Origin of the sequence: Clostridium sp. AM33-3 (genome assembly GCF_003480315.1) — a bacterium.
Lineage (GTDB): Bacteria > Bacillota > Clostridia > Lachnospirales > Lachnospiraceae > Brotaphodocola.
The window spans coordinates 184,873-208,071 of sequence record NZ_QUIV01000001.1; the positions used below are offsets into that span (position 1 = coordinate 184,873).

General features: G+C 49.0%; 26 protein-coding genes. 6 read left to right on the forward strand and 20 right to left on the reverse strand.

Annotated features, from left to right (window positions below):
- Position 1: 1 nt before the first annotated feature.
- The 5 genes from DW819_RS00915 to DW819_RS00935 all read right to left on the reverse strand — a co-directional run bounded on the left by DW819_RS00915 (position 2) and on the right by DW819_RS00935 (position 6,921).
- Positions 2-1,534: an AbgT family transporter gene (locus DW819_RS00915; protein ID WP_118731656.1), complete on the reverse strand. Its 1,533-nt coding sequence runs from the start codon at positions 1,532-1,534 to the stop codon at positions 2-4.
- 142 nt (positions 1,535-1,676) lie between these two features.
- Positions 1,677-2,294: a TetR/AcrR family transcriptional regulator gene (locus tag DW819_RS00920; protein ID WP_118731657.1), complete on the reverse strand. Its 618-nt coding sequence runs from the start codon at positions 2,292-2,294 to the stop codon at positions 1,677-1,679.
- A gap of 68 nt (positions 2,295-2,362) precedes the next feature.
- Positions 2,363-2,821, reverse strand: a complete 459-nt coding sequence (locus DW819_RS00925; protein ID WP_118731658.1) for a DUF2798 domain-containing protein — start codon at positions 2,819-2,821, stop codon at positions 2,363-2,365.
- A gap of 437 nt (positions 2,822-3,258) precedes the next feature.
- A complete protein-coding gene (locus tag DW819_RS00930) occupies positions 3,259-4,926 on the reverse strand; it encodes an LCP family protein (protein ID WP_243025466.1) in 1,668 nt (555 codons plus the stop codon).
- Positions 4,927-4,980: 54 nt separating this feature from the next.
- Positions 4,981-6,921, reverse strand: a complete 1,941-nt coding sequence (locus DW819_RS00935) for an NlpC/P60 family protein (protein ID WP_118731659.1) — start codon at positions 6,919-6,921, stop codon at positions 4,981-4,983.
- A gap of 449 nt (positions 6,922-7,370) precedes the next feature.
- On the opposite strand from DW819_RS00935, the gene glmS reads away from it, so the two are divergent.
- A complete protein-coding gene (gene glmS / locus DW819_RS00940; protein ID WP_118731660.1) occupies positions 7,371-9,197 on the forward strand; it encodes a glutamine--fructose-6-phosphate transaminase (isomerizing) in 1,827 nt (608 codons plus the stop codon).
- A 13-nt stretch (positions 9,198-9,210) separates the two neighbouring features.
- On the opposite strand, the gene DW819_RS15520 is transcribed toward glmS, so the two are convergent.
- Complete coding sequence (locus DW819_RS15520) at positions 9,211-9,354, reverse strand: hypothetical protein (protein ID WP_177303597.1); 144 nt, start codon at positions 9,352-9,354, stop codon at positions 9,211-9,213.
- A gap of 67 nt (positions 9,355-9,421) precedes the next feature.
- On the opposite strand from DW819_RS15520, the gene DW819_RS00945 reads away from it, so the two are divergent.
- The 3 genes from DW819_RS00945 to DW819_RS15785 all read left to right on the forward strand — a co-directional run bounded on the left by DW819_RS00945 (position 9,422) and on the right by DW819_RS15785 (position 10,783).
- Positions 9,422-9,739 carry a helix-turn-helix transcriptional regulator gene (locus DW819_RS00945; protein WP_118532297.1) on the forward strand — a complete coding sequence of 106 codons (318 nt, stop codon included), beginning with the start codon at positions 9,422-9,424 and terminating at the stop codon, positions 9,737-9,739.
- An 18-nt stretch (positions 9,740-9,757) separates the two neighbouring features.
- Complete coding sequence (locus DW819_RS00950; protein WP_178716689.1) at positions 9,758-10,270, forward strand: hypothetical protein; 513 nt, start codon at positions 9,758-9,760, stop codon at positions 10,268-10,270.
- Positions 10,271-10,531: 261 nt separating this feature from the next.
- Positions 10,532-10,783 carry a hypothetical protein gene (locus DW819_RS15785; protein ID WP_147353152.1) on the forward strand — a complete coding sequence of 84 codons (252 nt, stop codon included), beginning with the start codon at positions 10,532-10,534 and terminating at the stop codon, positions 10,781-10,783.
- Here the strand turns inward: DW819_RS15785 and DW819_RS00960 are convergent.
- Positions 10,749-11,165 carry a hypothetical protein gene (locus DW819_RS00960; RefSeq protein ID WP_118731662.1) on the reverse strand — a complete coding sequence of 139 codons (417 nt, stop codon included), beginning with the start codon at positions 11,163-11,165 and terminating at the stop codon, positions 10,749-10,751. The two genes, DW819_RS15785 and DW819_RS00960, sit on opposite strands and share 35 nt — an antisense overlap.
- Before the next feature lie 188 nt (positions 11,166-11,353).
- Here DW819_RS00960 and DW819_RS00965 point away from each other — a divergent pair, with 188 nt between their 5' ends.
- Together DW819_RS00965 and DW819_RS00970 are read left to right on the forward strand one after the other, a co-directional pair.
- Positions 11,354-11,632, forward strand: a complete 279-nt coding sequence (locus DW819_RS00965) for a type II toxin-antitoxin system RelE/ParE family toxin (protein ID WP_118731663.1) — start codon at positions 11,354-11,356, stop codon at positions 11,630-11,632.
- 14 nt (positions 11,633-11,646) lie between these two features.
- Complete coding sequence (locus DW819_RS00970) at positions 11,647-11,961, forward strand: HigA family addiction module antitoxin (protein WP_182432530.1); 315 nt, start codon at positions 11,647-11,649, stop codon at positions 11,959-11,961.
- 54 nt (positions 11,962-12,015) lie between these two features.
- Here DW819_RS00970 and rsfS read toward each other — a convergent pair whose 3' ends face one another.
- The 13 genes from rsfS to DW819_RS01035 form a co-directional block, all read right to left on the reverse strand.
- Complete coding sequence (rsfS, locus tag DW819_RS00975; protein WP_118731664.1) at positions 12,016-12,384, reverse strand: ribosome silencing factor; 369 nt, start codon at positions 12,382-12,384, stop codon at positions 12,016-12,018.
- A gap of 15 nt (positions 12,385-12,399) precedes the next feature.
- On the reverse strand, positions 12,400-13,002 hold the full coding sequence (gene yqeK / locus DW819_RS00980) for a bis(5'-nucleosyl)-tetraphosphatase (symmetrical) YqeK (RefSeq protein WP_118731665.1): 603 nt from the start codon (positions 13,000-13,002) through the stop codon (positions 12,400-12,402).
- Positions 12,999-13,631: a nicotinate-nucleotide adenylyltransferase gene (gene nadD, locus DW819_RS00985; RefSeq protein ID WP_118534198.1), complete on the reverse strand. Its 633-nt coding sequence runs from the start codon at positions 13,629-13,631 to the stop codon at positions 12,999-13,001. The genes yqeK and nadD overlap by 4 nt, the downstream gene beginning before the upstream one ends.
- A gap of 66 nt (positions 13,632-13,697) precedes the next feature.
- Positions 13,698-13,991, reverse strand: coding sequence for a ribosome assembly RNA-binding protein YhbY (gene yhbY / locus DW819_RS00990; RefSeq protein ID WP_118534197.1), 294 nt, complete (start codon positions 13,989-13,991; stop codon positions 13,698-13,700).
- Positions 13,992-14,004: 13 nt separating this feature from the next.
- Positions 14,005-15,288, reverse strand: coding sequence for a GTPase ObgE (gene obgE, locus DW819_RS00995; protein ID WP_118534196.1), 1,284 nt, complete (start codon positions 15,286-15,288; stop codon positions 14,005-14,007).
- Between the two features lie 69 nt (positions 15,289-15,357).
- Positions 15,358-15,648: a 50S ribosomal protein L27 gene (rpmA, locus tag DW819_RS01000; RefSeq protein WP_118534195.1), complete on the reverse strand. Its 291-nt coding sequence runs from the start codon at positions 15,646-15,648 to the stop codon at positions 15,358-15,360.
- Positions 15,649-15,651: 3 nt separating this feature from the next.
- The gene (locus tag DW819_RS01005) at positions 15,652-15,990 is read right to left on the reverse strand and encodes a ribosomal-processing cysteine protease Prp (RefSeq protein WP_118534194.1); all 339 of its coding nucleotides are present in this window, start codon (positions 15,988-15,990) and stop codon (positions 15,652-15,654) included.
- A gap of 6 nt (positions 15,991-15,996) precedes the next feature.
- Positions 15,997-16,305, reverse strand: coding sequence for a 50S ribosomal protein L21 (gene rplU, locus DW819_RS01010; RefSeq protein WP_118534193.1), 309 nt, complete (start codon positions 16,303-16,305; stop codon positions 15,997-15,999).
- A gap of 200 nt (positions 16,306-16,505) precedes the next feature.
- Positions 16,506-17,945: a TrkH family potassium uptake protein gene (locus DW819_RS01015; RefSeq protein ID WP_118731666.1), complete on the reverse strand. Its 1,440-nt coding sequence runs from the start codon at positions 17,943-17,945 to the stop codon at positions 16,506-16,508.
- A 15-nt stretch (positions 17,946-17,960) separates the two neighbouring features.
- Positions 17,961-19,316 carry a Trk system potassium transporter TrkA gene (gene trkA, locus DW819_RS01020; RefSeq protein WP_118731667.1) on the reverse strand — a complete coding sequence of 452 codons (1,356 nt, stop codon included), beginning with the start codon at positions 19,314-19,316 and terminating at the stop codon, positions 17,961-17,963.
- Between the two features lie 34 nt (positions 19,317-19,350).
- Positions 19,351-20,538, reverse strand: a complete 1,188-nt coding sequence (locus tag DW819_RS01025) for a ribonuclease E/G (RefSeq protein ID WP_118731668.1) — start codon at positions 20,536-20,538, stop codon at positions 19,351-19,353.
- Positions 20,531-21,253 carry a TIGR03936 family radical SAM-associated protein gene (locus DW819_RS01030; RefSeq protein WP_347560145.1) on the reverse strand — a complete coding sequence of 241 codons (723 nt, stop codon included), beginning with the start codon at positions 21,251-21,253 and terminating at the stop codon, positions 20,531-20,533. The genes DW819_RS01025 and DW819_RS01030 overlap by 8 nt, the downstream gene beginning before the upstream one ends.
- Positions 21,228-23,096 (reverse strand): TIGR03960 family B12-binding radical SAM protein, encoded by a 1,869-nt coding sequence (locus DW819_RS01035; RefSeq protein ID WP_118731670.1) that lies wholly within the window; start codon positions 23,094-23,096, stop codon positions 21,228-21,230. The genes DW819_RS01030 and DW819_RS01035 overlap by 26 nt, the downstream gene beginning before the upstream one ends.
- Positions 23,097-23,199 lie beyond the last annotated feature (103 nt).

Sequence of the window (23,199 nt, forward strand, 5' to 3'; positions counted from 1 at the left end):
CTTATAAGAATACGCTGACACCCGGACCCAGCGGAAGGTTAAACAGAACCCAGACAATCATCTGAATAACCCAGACAATAAGAAACGCAATGGAATATGGAAGCATCATGGAGATCAGGCTTCCCATGCCAAAGTTTTTGTCGTATTTCTTTGCCATTCCGATGGCGATCGGGATATACGGATAGATCGGGGTGATGGCGTTGGTGGTGGAATCACCGATTCGGTAGACGATCTGCGCGAAAGCCGGGCTGTAGTCAAGCATCATCATCATGGGTACCAGGATCGGAGCAAAAATGTACCATTTTCCGGAACCGCTGGTCATGAACAGGTTTACGACGCAGCAGAGCAGGATGAAGAACAGCATTAACGGAATGCCGGTAAAGCCTGCTGCCTGCAGGGCATCTGCACTCTTCACGGCGATGATCATGCCGAGGTTAGTGTAGCTGAACATATTGATGAACTGCGCAATGACAAATACTAAAACAATGTAGCCGGTCATGCCTTCCAGAGCCTGGGCCATCCGCATCGGAACGTCAGAACTGTTTTTGATGGTACCAGCCTTTACGCCGTATACAACGCCTACCAGAATGAAATAAATCATCAGGATCGGAACAAGTCCTTTGATGAACGGTCCGTTTAAGATGGAACCGTCTTCCGCACGCAGCATGCCACCGGACGGGATGACCAGAATTGCAAATAACAGGATGTACAGAATACTGAAAATGCCTGCTGCGCGAAGTGCTTTTGCCTGAACAGGAGTGATCTCGGAGCTGGATTCGACTGCGTCAACGCCCTCTCCGTCTGCCGGATCATAGGTGCCAAGACGCGGAACGATAAATTTCTTATTTACGAAAACACCTACCGCAGTCAGAGTGAATACGGATACGAACATGAAGTACCAGTTGCAGGTGGCGTTGACAGTCATGGACGGATCAATCATCTGGGCTGCAGATTCGGTTACACCGGCTAAGAGGACATCGGTTCCCGCAACGATCACGCAGGCGGTAAACCCGGCATTGGTTGCCGCGTATCCGGCGAGCAGTCCAGCAATTGGATGCATGCCAACGGACTCAAATGCTGCCGCTGCCAGAGCCGGAACCACGATGATGGATGCCTCAGAAGCAATACTTCCGTTGATACCAAGGAATAATACGGTAGCGGTCAGTGCCCACAGCGGAACACCGAGGATTGCGCGGCGCATTGCCGTTGTCAGAAGACCTACCTTTTCTGAAAAGCCGATGGCAATCTGCATGGCCAGTACCAGGCCAAGGGGTGAGAATCCCTGGAAGTTGGAAAGCAGATTTTCCAACAGCCAGATCAGACCATCCTTGCTGATGAGACTCTTGGCAAGAACCGTTTCTCCGTTTGTCGGGTTTACCACACTGACGCCAGCCATGCTGCATGCCAGACTGATCAGTGCCAGGATCAGACATAACCATAAAAATAAGATATACGGATGAGGGAGCCTGTTTCCTACCCGTTCAATAAAATCAAGAACTTTTCCGTTCTTTTTCTTTTGTGCCGTTGCCTGCATAAAAGTACCTCCTGTTATTTTTCATTTTTAGACCATGGTCTTATTATAAACAATAAAAGAAGAAGGTGCAACATTTCCTGCCTGCACCTTCCAAAATAAAGTCAAACACAACAAAATCATTCAAAAATCAGCAATTCTCTATTTATTGTTCTTTTCTCACTTCATATTGCGAGGAATATCCGATGTAGGAACGCTCCAGCTTTGGAACACTCACCGCCGCCAGATCGTAAGTGCCGCCTGCCAGGCACCAGGAAATCAGCTGGCTGCGTTCCTCTGCGACAATGTCGGCAGCAAGCGCATGACAGTCAAGATCCGTCCGGATCTCGCCCCGCTCCTGTCCGCGTTTTACAATCTCCAGAATAATCTTCACAAACGAACGCTGTTCTCCCCAGAACCGGATGCCGGTAGTCCCGGAAAGCTGGCTGATATAGAGGCTGGTAAGAAGCTCCCGTCCAATCTGATGGCTCATAAAGTCGAACATGAAACGGTTTAGAAGAAGCAGCTGTTCAAAGCTTCCCAATGTTTTATCAATGCTCTGGTAAAACTCCTCGTATTTTTCATCGAAGAGCTCATACATGGAATCCAGAAGCTCTGCCTTGGCATGGAAGTAATAATAGAATCTGCCCTTTGAGCAATGTGCCTCTTTCAGAATATCCTCCATGGTAGTGTTTTGATAACCCTTCTGGTAAAACAGCTTCCAGGCTGAATTTAAGAGCTGCTGCCGCTGCTTCTGTTCGTTGAATTCGTCCTTGGTCCGCATGTACAGTTGTCCTTTTCTTTTTTCATCATTTTACCATGAAAACGCAAGTGTTTCAAATCATGCCTTTTTTATTTGAACATTTTTCCAAAGATAAAACGAACCAGCGGACCTGCCGCGAACAGCTGCCAGAAGAACGCCATTGGGAAGTTCTTGATGGTAGTGGAGATCCAGATGCTGAAAAATTCCGTCTGCAGGCCATTCTTGAATAAAATGGTTGCGATCAGGCTCATGTACGGGCACATCATCCAGATGGACAGAACAGAGATCATCAGGATCACAAAGATGATCTTATCTTCAGCCGGATTGAAGATGCGGAAGGTAATCTTTTTCGCAATCGGTCCAACTACAAAAAAGTCAAATAAAAATGCCAGCGGGCACATGATCGGAAGTTCATGAAGTGCTGCTGCGAAAACAAAGTTCTGCATACCGCCGACATTCAGTGTGACGTTGTAGCATACCATGGCGTAAACCATGGCAAAGACCATCATGATTCCGTAAATAATTTCCTGTTTCAAAGATTTTGGCATAAGTAATTTCCTCCTTGATTGCATGAGAACAAAAAAATGCAGCGAAGCCGTCAAACTCGTTGCGACTCCACTGCATTCTGAATTCAGATATCGGAAAGCTGCTGTTCACAGATTTCCGGTGTGCATCTCACTGCGTTCTCATAAAACTGTATGATGTATTGTTGTTACCGAGGTGCTATTATAGCGAAAAATTTTATTTTGTATAATAGTTTTTTGCCATTTTTTTGAATTTTGTCTCGTTCTACAAAGATTGCAAGTCTATAAGCGGATTTCTGTATATTATGACGGTCTCTGCAGCGTGAGCGTAAACATAGCGCCGCCTTCCGGACGATTTTCTCCTTTTACGGTTCCCTGCATACTTTCTGCCGCAGAAAGGAGCGGGCACAGATCCGCACCGAGCTTGCCTGTGGCAGTCACTCGCATTTTTTGTTAAATTTTTACACTCCCGGTCCGGCCTCTTCGGCTCCGCTTCCGGAATTCTGTCCCGGCGCCTCTAAGGCGGCATTGGTCTCTGCCGCAGTCGGGGCATTTGAGGTGCCTGGTCCATTGGTGGACGATCCAGGCCCTGCAGACGGTCCCGGCCCTGCACTGGTGTGATCGGAGGCGGTTGTCTCAGAAGAACCCGGGCGATCCTGCGGCGCGCTGATCACGCCGGATGAGGTTTCCGTCTCTTTGGTTTCCTCTGCCTCAGAACTTTCCATGGTTTCTTCCGCAGATTCAGAAGATGTCACCGCAGCCTCGCTGCTTTCTTCCACAGCCGGATCCATCTGTGCCGGTGCTGCGGCAGGCTGCTCAGACTTTCCTCCTGTCTGTCCACCGCCATTGTTGCCTTCTACACCGATATTTTTTCCGGTTTCCGTATCCTTTCCCGGGTCACCCAGACCGGTCTTTTTCGCAATGTAATTGCTGATCTCTTTTACAGATGCCGGTGCGTCATACTGTTCCTGATCGTATAAGAACATATGCAGCTGTACGACATTGCTCTCCAGGGTGGTTGGGATAACGCAGGACTTCTTGCCGATTTTCATCTCCTGATGGGAGAACGGGAAGCCGGAGGTCTGTCCGATATAATATTTTTTAGCACCCTTTGCCAGTGCAAGTACATCATCCACGCCGATGCTGGTAGAAATCTGTGGGTATACCGCACCTACCAGGGTGCGCAGTGTCTTAAATTTGGAGTTCTTTGCCTTTTCCATTGCCTGACCGAGGACTTTACGCTGACGTTCTGTACGGTTAAAATCCGTATCCATCAGACGCAGTCTTGCGTAAGCTACGGCCTGGACACCGTCCAGATGGTTCATACCACTGTGCTCCAGCTGATAAGAGCCGACTCCGGTAGAATTTACGGTTTCTGTGATAAAGGAGTTGATGTAGGCAAATTCCTTATCACTGATTTCAATGTCCACGCCTCCCAGTACATTGATGGCGTCAACTACAGCCTTCCAGTTGAAGGTAGCATAATCATCAATGTGCAGGTTTAAGTTGCGTTCGAGCGCCTTCACAGCCTGCTCATGGCCGCCGAGGAAATAGGCCTCGTTGATTTTGTCATAATCATTTTCCTTTTCGGAAATGTGCAGATAGCTGTCACGGAAAACGGATACCAGGCGGATCTCCCCTGTTTTTTTGTTAATGCTTGCCAGCATTTCCACATCGGAAAGGGCTCCCTTTCCGAGATTGCCGTCACGGGAATCTACTCCAAATACGGCAATAGTCCAGTAACCGCCAGCACGGAAATGGCGGTACAGAAAGATTACCGCAAAGAGGCATACCACCAGAAGCAGGATTTTTCCGAAGGAATGTTTCTTCTTCCGTTTTTTTCGTGGTCTTTCGTAAACGGCACGATCCTGTCTCATGGCGTTTCGATTCTCCTTCCTGTTTGGATTTTTCTGCTCCTGTTTTGTCTGTGCAATGGTACGGTTCAGTTCCTGCTTCAATGCGATTTCATAAGTATCATAATCATCCAGATCCAGTTCTTCAATCTGGTCCGGACGCAGATCATAGGAATCACCGGCCGGTGCGGCCGGCCGGCCCTGTTTTTTTCGCTGTTGTCTGGCCCGCATACGGTCCAGCTCATCACCTTCAAAAGAGTCTTTTCTGTAGCTCAAAACGTCTCCTCTCTTACCGGATCATCCGGTCTGTATGATATACATTGTGTTTGTTTAATCGATCAGCCGCCGGTAATAAGGCCAACCGGCGTTGCGCGTTCCTACCGTAACGTTATTGATGGAACCGCTGGTTTCATGTACGCAGCGGATCCTGCCATCGGATGTCCATCCGAGGAACATGACCACATGGGAATCCGCTCCGGTGCGGATCAGAATATCGCCTGGCTGCAGTTCTTCGCGGCTGACGCGTTTTCCAAGAGCTGCCAGGCCGCTGGTTCCCTCATAGGGGAGATGGTCCCCGGTCACAGACCAGTAAACCCAGCTGATCCAGCCGGAGCAGTCCAGTCCCTTTAAGGTACGTCCATCGACATCCGGCGGCATTAATGTTCCGAAATGATTGTTTTCATAGTTTTTTGCTGACGGTTTTCCGCCCCAGTAATATGGAACCTTTCCTACGGAATTTAACGCAAATCGTAGCAGCTCTTTCCGTGTTTCTGAAAGATTGGATGGGAGCTCATTCAGATATGCTTCTATCTCTTCGGCTGTTAACGGGATTCCGGTTGAAATGGAAGAAACGCTGAGCCCATATTTCTGGTACCAGTCTTCGGCTGCCAGGGAGATAGCTGCTGCACGATTTTCTTCTATCCATCCCTGCCAGCCGCCCTCACTGAATTTGCTCTCATCATTTCCTGTCGCGTCCAGGGCAAACAGGCCGGCGCTTTCATTCAGACCTCCAATCTTCATGGTGATCGTTAGATCCACATGGCCCGGACAGATTAAGCCGGCATCGGCATGAGATTTCTCCTCCGTGCTTTCAGAAGTCTCGGCATTCGGCATGCTTTCCTGTTTGGTAGCTGTTTTCGTCATGGCTTTGGCATGGTCATCTGCCATAGCGTGTTCTGTAGTGGAAGCAGTCTCTCCCTCTGTGCCCGCAAAGTCAGTGGATGACTCCGCATTGGAAGGAGAAGCAGCTTTCTGTTTTGATGGTGCCGTGATCACACCGCTGGTAGATTCCGGAATGGTTTCCTTCGTTTTAGCTTCTGCTGCACTGCTTTCGGCCTGACTTTCTTCCTTTGCCTTTTTTTCAGCAGTGGCCAGACCTGCCGTGATCACACTGGTCTGGTTTTCTGCGCAGATTTCCTCTGACTGGTTGGCAGTCGCTTTCGCATCCTCTGGAATCTCCTCATAAGGGAGTTCCAGATTGGGGTTTTCTTTTTCAGCCTCAGCTTCCTCAAGCAGTGCCTTCTTTTCCAGCTCCTCCGCCTGCGTTCCGACACAGCCGGAACAGTAGTACACATCACTGATAGACATGGTATAGGAATGGGATGCCTCCCACAATGCTTTTGCGTAGGACAGGAACGAGTCGCTGTCCTGCGGATTATGATAATAGGTATAAACGTTGGCCATTGACATGATCTGAGGTACGTTGGAATAAGGAGAAACGCTATGGCCGTCCCCGTCTACAGCCTGGATCTTTACGTTGCGAAAGTTGCCAATGGTCCAGGTAGAAGGATTTTCTTTCTGGTGGCTTTCGTCTTCCGGGTTATATTTTCCAAGAATCCGTTCTCTGGAAATGCCAAGCTTTGCCGCCATATCCGCAGGTGTGACATCCGAATAGCTGTAAAGGGCGCTGGACCAGTTTGCATCCCGGGTCATCAGCTCATGGAATACGTGTCCGGCCAGGCTTTTGGTGATGTCGGTATCCTCCTCACCCTCCGGAAAATAGTGAGCAAGGTTTAATTCGTCCAGTGTCGGAATCCAGACGCTTTCGGTTTCTGCCTCTGTCGGTGCTTCGATAACTGCAGCTTCTGTGGTTTCTTTGACTTCCGGCTCCGGCACAGCGGCTTTTTCTGCAGGCTGGTACAGAAAGGAAATGCCGATGCTTCCGGCTCCCAAAATCAGGGCCATTCCGGCAGCAGCCCATTTGCTTTTATATCGGATCATGGAGTCAGTCAGAAGCTTCATGACCTGTTTGACATTGAAAGGTTGTCTCATACTCGTTATCTCGTTCTTCTTCGTTTTTGTGTAACAATACAACTTCGTATTTTAGCACAGAAGCCTTTGGAAATACAGAGCAGAAACTTTAATATTTCATGAAGAAACGGCATTTGATTGACGAAAAATCCATTCTGGTCTATAATAGACGCGATTTCGTTTTTCAGGAGGAACGAAATGTCCAATAGCAAAGCTATAGCGCCATGCACCTGAGGACTGTACGTGAAAGCTGCAGAGCTGGTTTTTCAGGTTAACGAGGTGGAGAGATCATCGAAAATTCGGCGGGTACTCTCCCATGCTTCTCCGGGCGTGTATATTCTGTGAAATATGCGGGCAACCGCAAAACAAACGCAGGATAACCGGAGAGTCTTCTTTTTGTACGCATTTTTGCGCGAATTTTACATTTTGAACCATGACAACAGGAAAGACAGAAAGGAATTTTTTATAATATGTGTGGAATTATTGGATATTCAGGACCTTTAGACGCAAGCAAGATCCTCTTAGACGGCCTCAGCGGTCTGGAGTACCGTGGCTATGACAGTGCCGGCATCGGTCTGTGTATGGAGGACACCAGTATCTGTATCGCGAAAAAGGTCGGAAAAGTAAAAAATTTAAGAGAATACTGTGCGGCAAATATCCACGGAACTGCCCACAGCGGCATTGGCCATACCCGATGGGCTACCCACGGCGGCGTTACCGATGCCAATGCCCATCCGCATCGTGCCGGAAAAGTTACCCTGATCCATAACGGCATCATTGAAAATTATCACGAGCTGACGGAACAGTTTCATTTAGAAGGACAGCTCGTCTCCCAGACGGACAGTGAGGTGGCTGCAAGAGTCCTGGATGCCCTGTATGACGGAGACCCGTTAAAGGCCATTCAGAAGCTTCAGGAGCTGATTGTGGGTTCTTACGGCTTCTGCATCCTGTTCGATGATCAGCCGGGATCTGTATATGCGATCCGCAGAGTAAGTCCGCTGGTTGCCTCCTACACCCATGCAGGCGCGATCATTGCATCGGATTTAACTGCACTGATCCCCTACAGCAATCAGTATTTTGTTGTGCCGGAAGACAAAATCGTGCGCCTGACTCCTTACAAGGTGCATATATATAATATGGATGAGAACTTTACTAAGGTATATCCGGAAATCATGACGGTCAACTGGAATATGGACGCGGCTATGAAGAACGGTTATCCGCATTTTATGATGAAGGAGATCCACGAGCAGCCGGAGGCTATGAAAAATACTATCCTCCCGCGTATCAGCAAGGGATTTCCGGATTTCTCCGATGATAAAATCCCGGATGAGATCTTCAAAGACTGCACCCAGATCCACATTGTGGCCTGTGGTACTGCCATGCATACCGGTATGGTAGCGCGGGCGCTTATGGAGCCGATCCTGCGGATCCCGGTTACCGTAACCATTGCATCAGAGTTCCGTTATGAGCAGCCTCTGATTGACGAGCATACCCTGGTGCTGATCATTTCCCAGTCCGGTGAAACCATTGACACCCTGGCCGCTTTGCGCCTGGCTCACGAGTACGGCTCAAAGACCCTGGCAATCGTGAATGTAAAGGGTTCCACCATCGCCAGAGAAAGTGATTACGTGCTTTACACCCATGCAGGACCAGAGATTGCGGTAGCCAGCACCAAGGCATATTCTGTGCAGCTTGCCGCTCTCTATATGATCAGCTGCCGCATGGCACTGGTTCGCTGTAAGTTTACAGAAAAACAGGCTATGGACTTTCTCTCCGACCTGCTGGATGTGATCCCGGCTATGGAGACCATGATTGCGCAGGAAGAGATGATCAAGGGGGTAGTTTCCCACATCATTCAGAGTCCGGATGCGTTCTTTATCGGCCGTGGCCTGGACTATGCCTTTTCCTTAGAAGGTGCCCTGAAACTGAAAGAGATTTCCTACATTCATGCGGAGGCTTATGCAGCCGGGGAATTAAAGCACGGCACCATTGCCCTGATTTCTGATCAGGTACCGGTCATTGCCATTGCAACTCAGGAACATGTGTTCTCCAAGACCATTTCCAACATCCGTGAGGTCAAAGCCCGCGGAGCCTTTGTAATTCTGCTGACAAAAGAAGGCTCTGTAGTGGATGACAATCTGGCTGATATCCGAATCCGCATTCCGGATGTAGACGACCGCTTCACCGTGTTCCCGATCGCTGTCGTGCTGCAGCTGATTGCCTATTATGCTTCTCTCGGAAAGAATCTGGATGTAGACCAGCCGAGAAACCTGGCGAAATCGGTAACGGTAGAATAAATCAAATTTTAAATCACTCAATGAGCACAGCAATTCCGTCTGTGCTCATTCTTTTACTCATAACGGTCATTGTGAAGGACCTTACTGCAATTGCGATGACAGACGGTACGGACATTTTTCCAAATAAGCCATCGCCCGGATAAATTCCGCTGTTCATTCCGCATCATCCGTGATAGAATGGAAACAAGTGTTTCGGGATGGTACAGAATCATGGAGGGATGTAAATGGAACCGATGTATTTGTCAATCCAGCCCGTGGAAACCGGGAAGCGGATCAAGCAGCTGCTTTCAGAGCAAAACTATACGATCCGAGAGATCCAGGGTGCGTTCGGCTTTGAAAACCCGCAAGCAATCTACAAGTGGATTGCGGGAAAATCCCTGCCGAGCCTGGACAACTTTATCATTCTCAGCAGATTATTACATACCAGCATTGAAAATATCCTCGTCATTGACGGGGATATTCCTCGTTTATGGGCCGGCTTAAACCAGTGGTTCAATGACAGCTTTCCTCTCCTGTCTTATAATCGTGTCATAAGGAATTGATGAGGAGGCGAACACATCATGAAAATGACTTCGGCTTATGCCAATAAACTGCTCAAAAGCCTGGCAGATGAAAAATCTTACTGGACAAACAAGGAAGAGGCATCCCGCACTTACGTTGCTGCCGTCGGCGAGGAACCAGTCATCCCGGAGTATGACTACTCCGCCGTTTCCGATACATTAAATGAAATTGACCGGAAAACCGTCATCATCAGGCACGCACTGAACCTGGCCAACGCCACCGCAAAGATCCCGGTCGGTGATACGGAAATGAGCGTGGACAGCATCCTGGTCAAAATGGCACAGCTTAATTACCGGAAAACAACTCTGGACACCATGCGGAAATGCCTGCCGAAAATGAGGGAATCTTCCCACTCATTCAGCTCCAGAAATGCCGTTCCTGAATACCGCTACACCAACTATGACCCAGAGCTGGTAAAACGGGATTATGAACGTATCTCCGGTAAGATCATGGAAATGCAGATTGCCCTTGACCAGTACAATCAGACGTTCCTGTTTGAAGTGGAGCTCTAAAGAATTTTTCCGTACAGGGTCTTTAAAAATGCAAATGGGATTGTTAACGTTCAGTGGCATGGATTGTTTTGTTATTTTTTATCCGTTGTATCTTTCGGTTCATGGTAAAGTAATCAGACAAATTATAGAGGTTAATCATCCCCTGTAGAAAACCCGTGAGCGATCACACCGGTGCCGGGGTACGGTTTCAGGCACCACCGGCTGCGGAATGGAAGTTCCGCAGCCTTTTCCTTACATACAGCTATCACAAAGGAGGAGACCATGAAAAAATCATTTGTCCCGATCAGCAAACAGAGTAAGAAAGCACAAAAAGCATACCATTCCTTACAGCGCTCCACCTGGGGCATCCTGAACCCGGCAACGAGGACCATGCCGAACGGCAAGGCATACAGTCGAAAGAAACAGAAAGCGAACGCCAGAAGCGGCAGAGAATCATTCTTCGACTCCCCGTCGCTTCCTTTTTGTCCGCCCATGCATATCAATCCCACAGGTTCCGGAAATATTTCGTCATAAGCTCCATAGCCTGCTTCAGACACCGATCCCGGTACTCACGTAGTTCACCCTCGACCGCCAGCCACTTTTTCGAGATCTCCGCATATTCCGGCACATCGTCCATCATATACAAACGGTGCTTATGCTCTCGCATTTCTCTTGCAATCTCCTCTTCTGTTTTCAGCTTCTCACCGAACATGCCGTATTTTGCCTCAAAGGCTTCCTGTGCAAGGTTATGTTCCGCCTCATACGGATTCTTCTTTCTGCATGTGTCCTCATTTGCCTCCCGGAACAGAAATTCCATTCTTTTCAGAATACGGTCCCATTTTCGGATGTTCTCTTCTTCCGGTCCTTCGAAGAAACCGGGATAACCATGGCTGTTGACGCGAAGATCATGGATCATGTTTGGGACAACCGTAAGGAACCATTGGTCGATCGACCAGGTATCACGGTAACAGTATCCATAACGTATTCTCTGGTAAATGCAGATGATGTCCTCCTTCCATATGGAAATACTTTTGAAATTTTTATAACGGTCTTAGAAGTGTATCCATAATTGACACCTGCCACGTTACACGGTATAATATAAATATGATAAAATCATTTGCACACAAGGGATTAAAGGAATTTTTTGAGAACGGTTCCAAGAAAGGAATCCAGCCAGAGCATGCGCCTAAATTAGCCAGAATGCTTGATCGTCTTGATGCAAGTATCAGTCCGCAGGATATGGATTTACCGGGATACCGGCTGCATCCGCTGAAAGGAGACAAACAGGACATGTGGTCTGTTACTGTTAATGGCAATTGGCGATTAACATTTTATTTCGAAGGACAGGATGCGCATCTCGTGGATTACCAGGACTATCATTAGAAGGAGGAACATGTATGATAAGCAGAAAACCAACTCATCCGGGAGTTGTCCTCTTGGAAGATGTTATAAAACCACTGGGACTTACCATCACCGATGCAGCCAGAATGCTTGGTGTAAGCCGGAAAGCATTATCAGAATTTGTAAATGAAAAAGCGATGTTAAGTCCTGATATGGCAATTCGCATTGCAAAAGCGACGAACACATCGCCGGAAAGCTGGATGAATATGCAGCAGAAACTGACACTCTGGGAAGCAGAACAGCATCTTCCAAAGAATGTTATCCCATTTTCATCCGTACGGTCTGAAGAAGCTGCTGCGCTGCAGATGTAAAAATGGCTCCATCATATTGATGGAGCCCCCATGTAGTTTCGGAAATAAAAGGAATTAAACACCTGCGTGTTCTGTGAACTCACCCGCCTCCATGATTTTACCGTCTCTCCAGATACGTTCAATATCATAAAACAAACGGCTCTCTTTATCGAATACGTGCACGATGATATCGCCATAGTCCATCAAAATCCAGTTTGCGCTCTGGTAGCCTTCTACCTGCTTGCACGGGTATCCGGCTTTGCCAAGCTCTTCTTCTACGTTGTCGGCCATGGCCTGAACCTGGTTTCCGTTGGAACCGCTTGCAATGAGGAAGTAATCAGCCAGAACGGATACCTCGTGGATGTCGATCACGCGGATATCTTCCCCTTTTTTATCTTCCAGGGCCGTGATGGCCAGTTTTACCATTTCGTTTGTCTGACTCATTCATTTTCTCCTTTTCTAGATATGCATATTTGCCTTTTTCTGTTTCATAGCCTCTGCAAAATATTCATAAGCCTGCAGGGTCATCGGGTCAATTGTGTTTCCTTTTTTGTCCAGGTATTCCAGGGTTCCCTTTAAGATCTCGTACATGGTCTCATCCAGATCCTGGAATGCCAAATAACGCATCTGAGGCAGATTGTCTGCCTTGTCACGCCGCGGCTCAATATAGTCTGCAATGTATAAGATCTTGTCCAGCGTGGACATGTCTGGTTTACCGGTGGTATGGCATGCAATGGCAGAAATGATCTGCGGGTCCTGGATGCCATATTTATTCTCTGCCAGATAGGCACCGTATTTTGCATGAATGACAGCCGGAGCCTTGATTTCTGCCTCAGTTAAGGCCACCCCATGCTTCTGGCATTTACGGATCAGCTCGCTGTCGGTAAAGCGCTTTGCACAGTCGTGCATGAGCCCGGCAAGCTCAGCCTTTTGAATATCATAGCCGTAGCGCATGGCCAGCGCGGTGCAGGTGAACGATACGCTTACGGAGTGCTCAAAGCGCATCGGTTCCAGTTTGGATTTTAACTGCTTGCGCAGTGTGATGATCTGTTCTGTTATCATAATGTATCCTTCCTACGGTCAGGATGTTGATACAGGCCGTGTTCTCTGATATAGCGTTCCACGCTGTCCGGAACCAGATCATGAATTCCGGTTCCATTGCTTTGTCGTTCCCGAAGCTCCTGGGAAGAGATATGCATGGCAGCGCTGTGTAAAAGAAAAATTGCGGCTCCGTATTTGTTTTTCAGATAATCCGCCTGCTTCTCCAAAGTACAGGCAGCATCGTCACATTCCCGCCTTGCGGCCAGAATCGTAACGTGCCCTAATACAAGCTCCGGATGATACCAGGTTTCAATGTGGTACAGGGAATCCGCGCCTACAATAAAATAGAAGGTGTGCTCCGGGTACGCTTCTTTTAAAAGCTGTAAAGTCTGGGCCGTGTAGGTATTGCCTGTCCTGGAAATCTCAAAATCTGAAAAACGGAAATAGGGATATTCCGCAATTGCCAGTTTCACCATCTCACACCGGTCGTTTGTATCGGTGATTTGATGGTCGGTTTTGTGCGGAGGGATGTGGGACGGCATGAACCAGACCTCATCCAGGCTGTATTCCTTCCAGGCCTGTCTGCCCAGTATCAGATGTGCGTTGTGGATCGGATCAAAGGTACCGCCCATAATTCCAATCTTGGCCAAGCAGCTCACTCCCTTCGCAAAATGTACTCAGGGACCTTGGTTTTACGTAGCCCCTTCTCTGTGATATTAAGGCAGAACGATCTTGCGCTTTGCCTCGTCCTTTGCCGGCTTGTAAAGAACAATCTTCTTGCCGATGACCTGAACCACCTCAGAACGAGTGCGCTCAGCCAGTACCTCTGCGATGGAACGTCCATCGTCGAGGCAGTTCTTTAAGACCGTGATCTTGATCAGCTCGCGGGCTTCCAGTGCCTCTGCGATGGCAGCGGTCAGCTCCGGAGTTACGCTGGACTTACCGATCTGGAAAATCGGGTCCATGGTCATAGCCAGTCCCTTTAAATAGGATCTCTGCTTGCTTGTCATGTTTTTTCTCCTGTTATTTATAATAATCAAATGCAAGGCCGTACATGCGGACGGTATCGCCCTCCTGGATGCCTGCGGCCTCAAGCTCGTCTAAAATACCACTCTCTTTTAAGAATTTCTGGAAGAACTGGAAGCCTTTTTCGGATTCCAGGTTTGTGTAGCCCAGCATCTTCTCGATGCGCGGTCCCTCTACTACAAACTCGCCGTCCTCGTTCTGCTCTACCGTATACGGCAGGTTGCGGTCACCGGCGTACTCAATCTCAAATTCCTTCTCAAAGATCACCGGATCCAGGTTTACAGTCTTAAGAAGCTCATATACTGCATATAACAGCTCCTTTACGCCCTTACCGCTGACTGCGGAAATCGGGAATACCTTGATGCCTTCCGGCTCAAACTCCTGTTTCAGGATCTCGACCGGATCCTCGTCCTCAGAGTAAACGGCGTCAATCTTATTGGCTGCAATGACCATCGGACGCTTTAACAGCTCCGGATTGTATGCCTCCAGTTCTGCGTTGATGGCGCGGATATCTGCAATCGGATCGCGTCCTTCGGTACCTGCGGCATCCACCACATGGACTAGAACGCGGCAGCGCTCAATGTGGCGAAGGAAGTCATGGCCAAGACCGATGCCCTGGGAAGCTCCCTCGATCAGGCCCGGGATATCTGCCATAACAAAGCCGGCTCCGCCGTCTAAGTCAACCACACCCAGATGTGGGTTTAAGGTTGTGAAATGATAGTTTGCAATCTTCGGTTTTGCGTTGGATACGCGGGAAAGAAGGGTGGATTTTCCCACGTTTGGAAAGCCGACCAGACCAACGTCTGCAATGACCTTTAATTCAAGCTGAACCCAGAGCTCATGACCCTGCTGACCAGGCTGTGCATACTTTGGTGCCTGCATGGTCGGGGTTGCGAAGTTCATATTGCCGAGGCCGCCCTTTCCGCCCCGTAAAATGGTTTCTCGTTTATTTTCACCGGACATATCTGCGATGACCTTGCCGGTCTCAAAGTCCTTGATGACGGTTCCTTCCGGAACTTTGATCACCAGGTTCTCTGCGTTGGCACCGTGGCATCGCTTCTTGCCGCCTTGTTCTCCATCTCGTGCTACATATTTCCGAACATGACGAAAATCTGTTAATGTATTTAAACCCGGATCCACCTCAAAAATGATGTCTCCGCCTTTTCCTCCATCACCGCCGTCAGGACCGCCTGCCGGCACAAACAATTCCTTGCGGAAACTTACATGGCCGTCTCCGCCTTTTCCTGATTTGATAAAAATTTTTGCATTATCTGCAAACATGGATTCACCTAAATCCTTTCCAAAAAAAGGCTTCATACCAGTAATCAGTATGAAGCCCTGTCAGTGTCATTATTCGTTGATTGTTCTTGGGTATACAGAAACCTGTTTTTTGTCTCTGCCCTTTCTCTCAAATCTTACAACGCCGTCTACAGTAGCGAATAAAGTATCATCGCCGCCGCGTCCTACGTTCAGACCCGGATGGATCTTAGTACCGCGCTGTCTGTAAAGAATGTTACCAGCTAATACGAACTGACCATCTGCTCTTTTAGCGCCAAGTCTCTTGGACTCAGAATCTCTACCGTTCTTGGTAGAACCTACACCTTTTTTATGAGCGAATAACTGAAGGTTCATCTTAAACATCTCTTACACCTCCTCAAATCGAATTTTTATATACGGTTCTCCGTATGTTTCCTCAATGTCCTCTAAGCCGAGCACAAGAGAATTCATAAGGAGTGCTGCTTCCGGACTAATCGCCCCGGTAAACCGGAAACGGAACATCCCGGACTGCTCGTCCTCATCTGCCTCAAACTGGTCGTCTGTGAAATGCTCCACAGAATTTGCCATATTGAGTGTCAGGGCAGACACAGCTGCACAAACCAGCTCCTGTCCTTCCTGATGATCATCTGCATAACCTGCGTGACCCAGAAAAGAAATCCCATGATAACGATGGTCGGAATCAACAGATACGGTTACGTTAATCATGATTAATTAAGCATTGATCTTGTCGATCTTGATCTCGGTAAAGAGCTGTCTGTGACCATTCTTTTTATGATAGCCAGATTTTCTCTTATACTTGTAAACGATCACCTTTTTTGCTTTTGCCTCTTTAACTACGGTTCCAGTAACAGTTGCACCTGCTACAGTCGGGCATCCGATGGATAACTCTCCGTTGTTAACTGCAAGAACCTGGTCAAACGTAACGGTTTCGCCAGCGTCTACACCAAGCTTTTCAACCTTAATGATATCGCCTTCTGCTACTTTGTACTGCTTACCACCTGTTGCAATAATCGCGTACATATGGCACCTCCTATTATCATTACTCGCCAGTTTCGGTGTCCGGATCCGATGGACTCGGAACTTTCAAACCTCGCTGTGCGGCACATACTCATGTATATTAGCATGAAACCATGCGGCTGTCAATCCTGTATTTCAACTTTTTTCAAAGTTTTTTGCCGCGCGGCTGCATCGCTGAATACGGGAAACGTACGCGTTGTCTGCTACTCTCTCATCCAGGTACGCGGGGCAAACAGAAGCAGCATCGGGAACAGCTCCAGGCGGCCTGCCAGCATGTCAAACATCAGGATATATTTGCTGATGGGGCTGAAAATACCGAAGTTGCAGGTCGGCCCGACTTTGGAAAGTCCCGGACCGATGTTGTTTAAGGTTGCCGCTATAGCCGTAAAGTTCGTGGTCAGATCAAAGTTGTCCAGGCTGATGAGCAGCAGGGACACTGAAAAGATCAGGATATAGGCAACCAGGTAGGTGTTGATGGAACGCAGCACATTGTGCTCAATGGCTTTTCCTTCATATTTTAATACCTTGACATTCCGCGGATGGATCAGGGAGGAGAGCTCCTTGTTCACAGTTTTCACGGCAATGGCAATGCGGGATACCTTAATGCCGCCTCCGGTACTTCCGGCACAGGCCCCGATAAACATCAGGCACACAAGGATTGTCCGGGAAAAGCCGGGCCACAGATCAAAGTCCGTGGTGGAATAACCGGTCGTGGTGATGATGGATCCGACCTGGAATGCCGCGTGCTTTAATGCAGTCAGGATATCCGGGAACATGCCGCGGATATTCCAGGTGATAAGCAGCGTGCTTACCAGGATGATCCCGAGATATCCTCTCATCTCCTCACAGCGCAGGGCATCCTTCGGCTTGCGGATCAGAAACAGGTAATATACATTAAAATTCACACCGAACAGGATCATGAAAATGGTAAAGATCCACTGCTGCAGGGATGTGTAATCGCCGCAGCTGCTGTTGACAATGCCGAATCCGCCGGTTCCGGCTGTGCCAAAGCTCATGGCCATGGAATCAAACAGCGGCATGCCGGTAAAAAGCAGCAGAATGATCTGTACGACTGTGATAAACAGGTAGATCAGGTACAGGATCTTTGCTGTGGTGCGGACTCTCGGTACCAGCTTTCCCACAGATGGTCCCGGGCTTTCTGCACGCATGATATGAATGTTATATCCGCCGGCCAGCGGAAGCACAGCCAGGATAAAGACCAGCACACCCATACCGCCGATCCAGTGGGTAAAGCTGCGCCACATCAGCATGCAGCGGCTTAAGGCCTCTACATCCGGCAAAACACTGGCTCCGGTTGTGGTAAAGCCGGAAATGACCTCAAACAGCGCATCTTCTAAAAGTGGGATCTCTCCGCTCAGGAAAAACGGAAGCGCGCCAAAGAAGCTTAGAACGATCCAGCTCAGGGACACGGCTACAAAGCCCTCTTTTGCATAAAAAACGGTACTCTTTAACTTTCTGTGGGCCAGCAGCCATCCGCTGATGCCGCAGAACAGTGCCACACCCAGAAAATAGAACCCGCTTGGCTCCCGGTAGACCAGAGCCACCACACAGGGAAGGATCATCAGGATGCCCTCTATGCCAAGGACCCAGCCCAAAAAGTAAAACACGATTCCAATATTCATAATTCACCCATCCCCTTACCTTAAGATATCCTTTAAATCCTTCAGTCCGGAATGCGTGGTAACCACGATTACAGTATCTCCCGGTTCAATGGTATCTTTACCGCGCGGGGTAATGATCTGTCCGCCGCGGTTGATGCAGGCAATCAGAAGATTGTCCTTAAAGGAAAGCTTCTCAAGCGGGATTCCGATGAGAGGCGCATCCTTGCCGACACGGAACTCCAGAGCCTCTGCCTTGTTCTGCACGATCTTGTAGAGGGTTTCCACGTTGCTTCCCATGGAATTCTGCATAGCACGGACATAGCGGATGATGCCGTCCGCGGTGATCATTTTCGGATAAATGATGCTGCCGAGATTCATCTGCTGGATGATGTTCTCAAAAGCAATACGGTTGATCTTGGTCACGAGCTTGGCATTTGATACACTGGCTGCGTAGAGGGATAACATGATGTTTTCCTCATCGAAGCCGGTCAGAGCCGCAAAGGATTCTGTCTGGGCAATGCCCTCTTCCATCAGAAGCTGCTGGTCGGAACCATCGCCGTGAATGATCATGGCCTTTGGCAGCAGCTCACTCAGCTCATGGCAGCGTGCCAGATCCTGCTCGATGATCTTGATCTTGATGCCGGTATCCTCTAACATCTTCGCCAGATAATATGTGATCTTACCGCCGCCTACCAGCATGGCCGTCTTAACGGTTGTGTTGGAGATACCAACCTGCCGGAAAAACTCGGATGCCTGGGAGGATGAAGCTACGAAAGAGATCTTGTCCCCTTTCTGCAGACGGAAATTACCGTCCGGAATGATCACATCGGCACCTCGCTCCACAGCACAGATCAGGATGCTGCAGTGCAGACGAGGAGCCACCTCATAGACCTGCATGTTATCCAGCACGGAATTGTCCGGTATGATAAACTTCATGAGCTCTACACGTCCCTTGGCAAACGCATCGATCTTGATAACAGACGGAAACTTTAACAGGCGGGCAATCTCAGTCGCTGCAGCCAGCTCCGGGTTGATAGCCATGGAAAGGTTTAGCTCCTCCCGGATATACTGTACCTCATTGGCATATTCCGGATTTCGGATTCGTGCGATGGTGTGACAGTTACCTGCCTTTTTCGCGATCAGGCAGCAGAGCATATTTAACTCATCCGAGTTGGTGGTCGCGATCAGAAGATCGGTTTCCTTGATGCCGGCCTCTATCTGTACCTGATAAATTGCGCCATTTCCTTCCACTCCCATAACATCGATATTATCAGTAACAGAGCGAAGCTTTGCCCCGTCTTTGTCGATCACCGTGATATCATGGCCTTCATTATTCAGCTGTTCGGTCAGGGTAAGCCCTACCTTGCCACAGCCTACAATGATAATCTTCATGTCACATCCCCTTTACCTGCCTCCCGCAACATGGTCACGATTTTTTCTGAACCTGCGCGATCTGTTCCCAGAGAGGTCTCTTTTCTTTTTTTCTTGTCATTTCCACCAGATTGAGCGGCGTCATGTCAATAACGGTTGTCTTAACCGGGTCCGGACGGACCGCCGCTCTCAGAGTATCCATGAGAAGCGTTTTATCTTCCTGTGCATCCATATCAATGAAATCAACCATGATAATGCCGGAAAGGTTGCGCAGCCGAAGCTGATGCGCGATCTCCTTTGCGGCCTCCAGGTTGATGAGGCGGATGGTGTCGGCAAGATTCTTTTTTCCGGAATATTTTCCGGTATTTACATCGATGACCACCATAGCCTCCGTGCATTCTATTATAAGATATCCGCCGGACTTTAACCATACCCTTTTCTGACAAGATTGTTCCATTTCATGATCCAGAGAGTAAAGCTTGGTAAGGCTCAGCAGATGGTCTTCGTAAAAGCGCAGACCGGTAGTCTCTGAAATGTCGGAAACCCGGAAATACTCCTGCAGCCGCGCATACAGATCCGGCTGGTCAGTCACGACTTCCTCCAGACTTCCGGCAGGACTGTTTCGCAGACTTTTGATATAATCCGGCTCTGACTCGTAAAGCAGGGTGTAACAGGTACGATAGCGGGCCGTGTTTATGACCCGTTCAAACAGCTCCAGTAACACCGAAAGCTCCCGAAGGAGCTTTGTTTCCTGTCCGTATGCGTTTGTGCGGATGATGATGCCGGTATGCTTTCCCTCAAGAAGTGCTTCTATCTGCGGACGCATCTGTTCTTTCCATTCCCGGTCTTCAATCTTGGAAGAAAATCCGATGACCTGTTTTCCGGCAGTCAGGACAGCATATTTGCCAGAAAAATTCAGGTTCCCGGTCAGGACCGGGTCCTTGGTTTTCACAGCATCCTTTGCCACCTGAACAATGATTTCATCGCCCTCTTTGAGTTTTCCCTCATGCCCGTCGGCAAACAGCGTCACTTTATTATCGGTAAGACTGTAATAGCCGGTGCGGCCTTCGGAAAAATCTACAAAAGCGGAATTTAAATTTTTGACAACCTTTTTTACTTTTCCAATATAAATATTGCCCAGAATGGAGGCCGTATCCGCAAGTCCCAGCTCTATGGTAGTTTTTTCTGAAACAAGAGCGGTCAGGACGCGGCTGTTCCACCGGGTGACGATCAGCTTATTCAATGTCTTCTCCAAATGAATCCAGGGTCACAAACTGATGTGATTCCTCTGTGCCCTTATCTGCATATACTTCCAGGCGGGTTACCATCAGGGCAAACTCACCCAGGGTCTCGCCGCGGCTTTCTGCGTAAGCGCGGAGCACGGCATCCGGCTTTAGGTTTGCCGCGCTGCCGGTCGCGATCTGTAAAAAGATCATATGATCCGGGCGGATTTCCATCCGGTAGATCTGCGGGCGGATATTCACCTCGCGCTCTCCCTTTTTGGTCTTTTTCACAATGACGATCTCTTCCTGCTCCAGGAACGCTGGAATCCCGGCAAAGAAAGCATCCAGGTCAGCAGGCTCGTAGCCTTCGCGGAAACGAACCTCATAGTCGGCTGCTGCTACCAGGGACATGGCATTTCCGGCATCATCCGGAAGAGCTTTATAGGAAAGCGCCTCCATGCCCTCAACCATGTTTTCATTGATGCGGCGAAGCATCTCTTTAGAAGAATCGGTGCTCAGCACTTCAATGTCCACGTATTCACCGCGGCTCTCTAAGCCTACGCCAAGCGGTGCCGCAAAGGACATGATCTGGTGCGGGCTAAAGCCCTCGCTGTAACGGATATCCACATCGGCCCGGCGCATGACCTTCTGGAAATAACGCATGATATCCAGATGGCCGATGAATTTCATGGTGCCTTCCTTGGCAAATTTAATTCTTATCTTCAAAGCAGACACCTCCTCCAAATTTTCTCGCGCCGCAGCCGGAACACTGCTGACGGCAGTTCGGAGTTACCTTCTCGCTGATGGCGGTCAGCCATTCACGCTTTAAGAACTCCTTGGTCACACCAGCGTCAATGAAATCCCACGGGAAGATCTCATCGAGGCTGCGCTCTCTTACGGTATAGAAATCCGGGTCCACGCCACAGGTTTCAAAGGCCTGCATCCAGGTATCGTTGTTGAAATACTCACCCCAGGAATCGAACATGGCGCCGTTCTTATATACCTCTTCTACGACAGCTGCCACCCTGCGGTCACCGCGGGCCAGAACACCCTCCAGCACTGTCAGATCTGCCTCATGGTAATTGTATTTTAAGCTCTTGCGGTTTAACATCTCCTTGAACTTATCTTTTACGATATAGGCACGCTCTAAAAATTCCTCCTTGGTGCACATCTGTGCCCACTGGAACGGAGTAAATGGCTTCGGTACAAAGAAGGAAGAGCTTGCAACTACCTGTACCTTGCCGTTGCGCTGCTCCTTCGGGATTTCATCGTAGTAAAGCTCTGCCACCTTCTCGGATAACAGGGCAATACCCTCCATATCCTCTCTGGTCTCTGTCGGAAGTCCGAGCATAAAGTACAGCTTTACACGGTTCCAGCCTCCGTGGAATGCCTCTGCTGCTCCCTTTAAGATGATCTCCTCGGTCAGTCCCTTATTGATGACATCGCGCATGCGCTGGGTACCGGCCTCCGGCGCAAAGGTCAGACTGCTCTTCTTGATGTCCTGGACCTTGCTCATGACATCTAAGGAGAAAGCATCGATCCGCAGGGAAGGCAGGGAAATGTTCACACCCTTGCCCTGAAATTCATCGATCAGGAAATTTACGATCTCTTTTAAATGGCTGTAGTCACTGGAGCTTAAGGAGCTTAAGGAAATCTCCTCATGTCCGGTACTCTTTAACATCTTATAGGCGTGGTCCTTTAAATACTCCAGGCTGCGTTCCCGGAGCGGACGGTAAATGTTGCCTGCCTGGCAGAAACGGCAGCCACGGATGCAGCCGCGCTGGATCTCCAGAACCACACGGTCCTGGGTAACCTTTAAATAAGGAACTACCGGCTTCTCCAGATACGGAACATCGTTCATGTCCATAACCAGCTCCTTAGTGATGGTCGCCGGAATACCTTCTTTGTTCGGGGTGAAGGAGGCAATGGTGCCATCCTCGTTGTAAGCCACATCGTAAAACATCGGCACATAGATGCCCGGAAGCTTGGCTGCTGCCTCCAGGAAGTCCATTCTGCTGCCGCCGTTCTTCTTGTTCTCTTTGTACAGATCAAAAAGCGCATCGTACTGGGTCTCACCCTCACCGATGTAGAACATATCAAAGAATGCTGCCAGCGGCTCCGGATTGTATGCACACGGACCTCCTCCGATGACGATCGGGTCCTCCTCCGTACGGTCTTTCGCATGCAGCGGAATGCCGCTTAAATCCAGCACCTGCAGGATGTTGGTGTAACACATCTCATACTGGATGGTAAAGCCAAGGAAGTCAAAATTCTTGACCGGATCCTGGGATTCCAGCGCAAACAGCGGGATATGCTGCTCCCGCATCACCTTATCGAGGTCCGTCCACGGAGAGAACAGACGCTCACACCAGACATCCTCCCGCCTGTTAAACATGGCATACAGGATCTGCATGCCAAGGTGGGACATACCGATTTCGTATACGTCCGGGAAACACATGGCGAACCGGATGTCCACAGTGGACGGATCTTTCATGACGCAGTTCACCTCTCCGCCAATGTATCTGGCGGGTTGTTGAACCGTTAATAAAATTTCATCACTTAACGCTAACTTTCTCATAAAGCCTTATTTTACCTACATTTCTCACGTTTTTTTGCGATGTGTTCATCGCTGTTTTTTGTTCTTTTTAGTTCTTTTTCTCTGCTCTTCTCCGGAAGCGTAA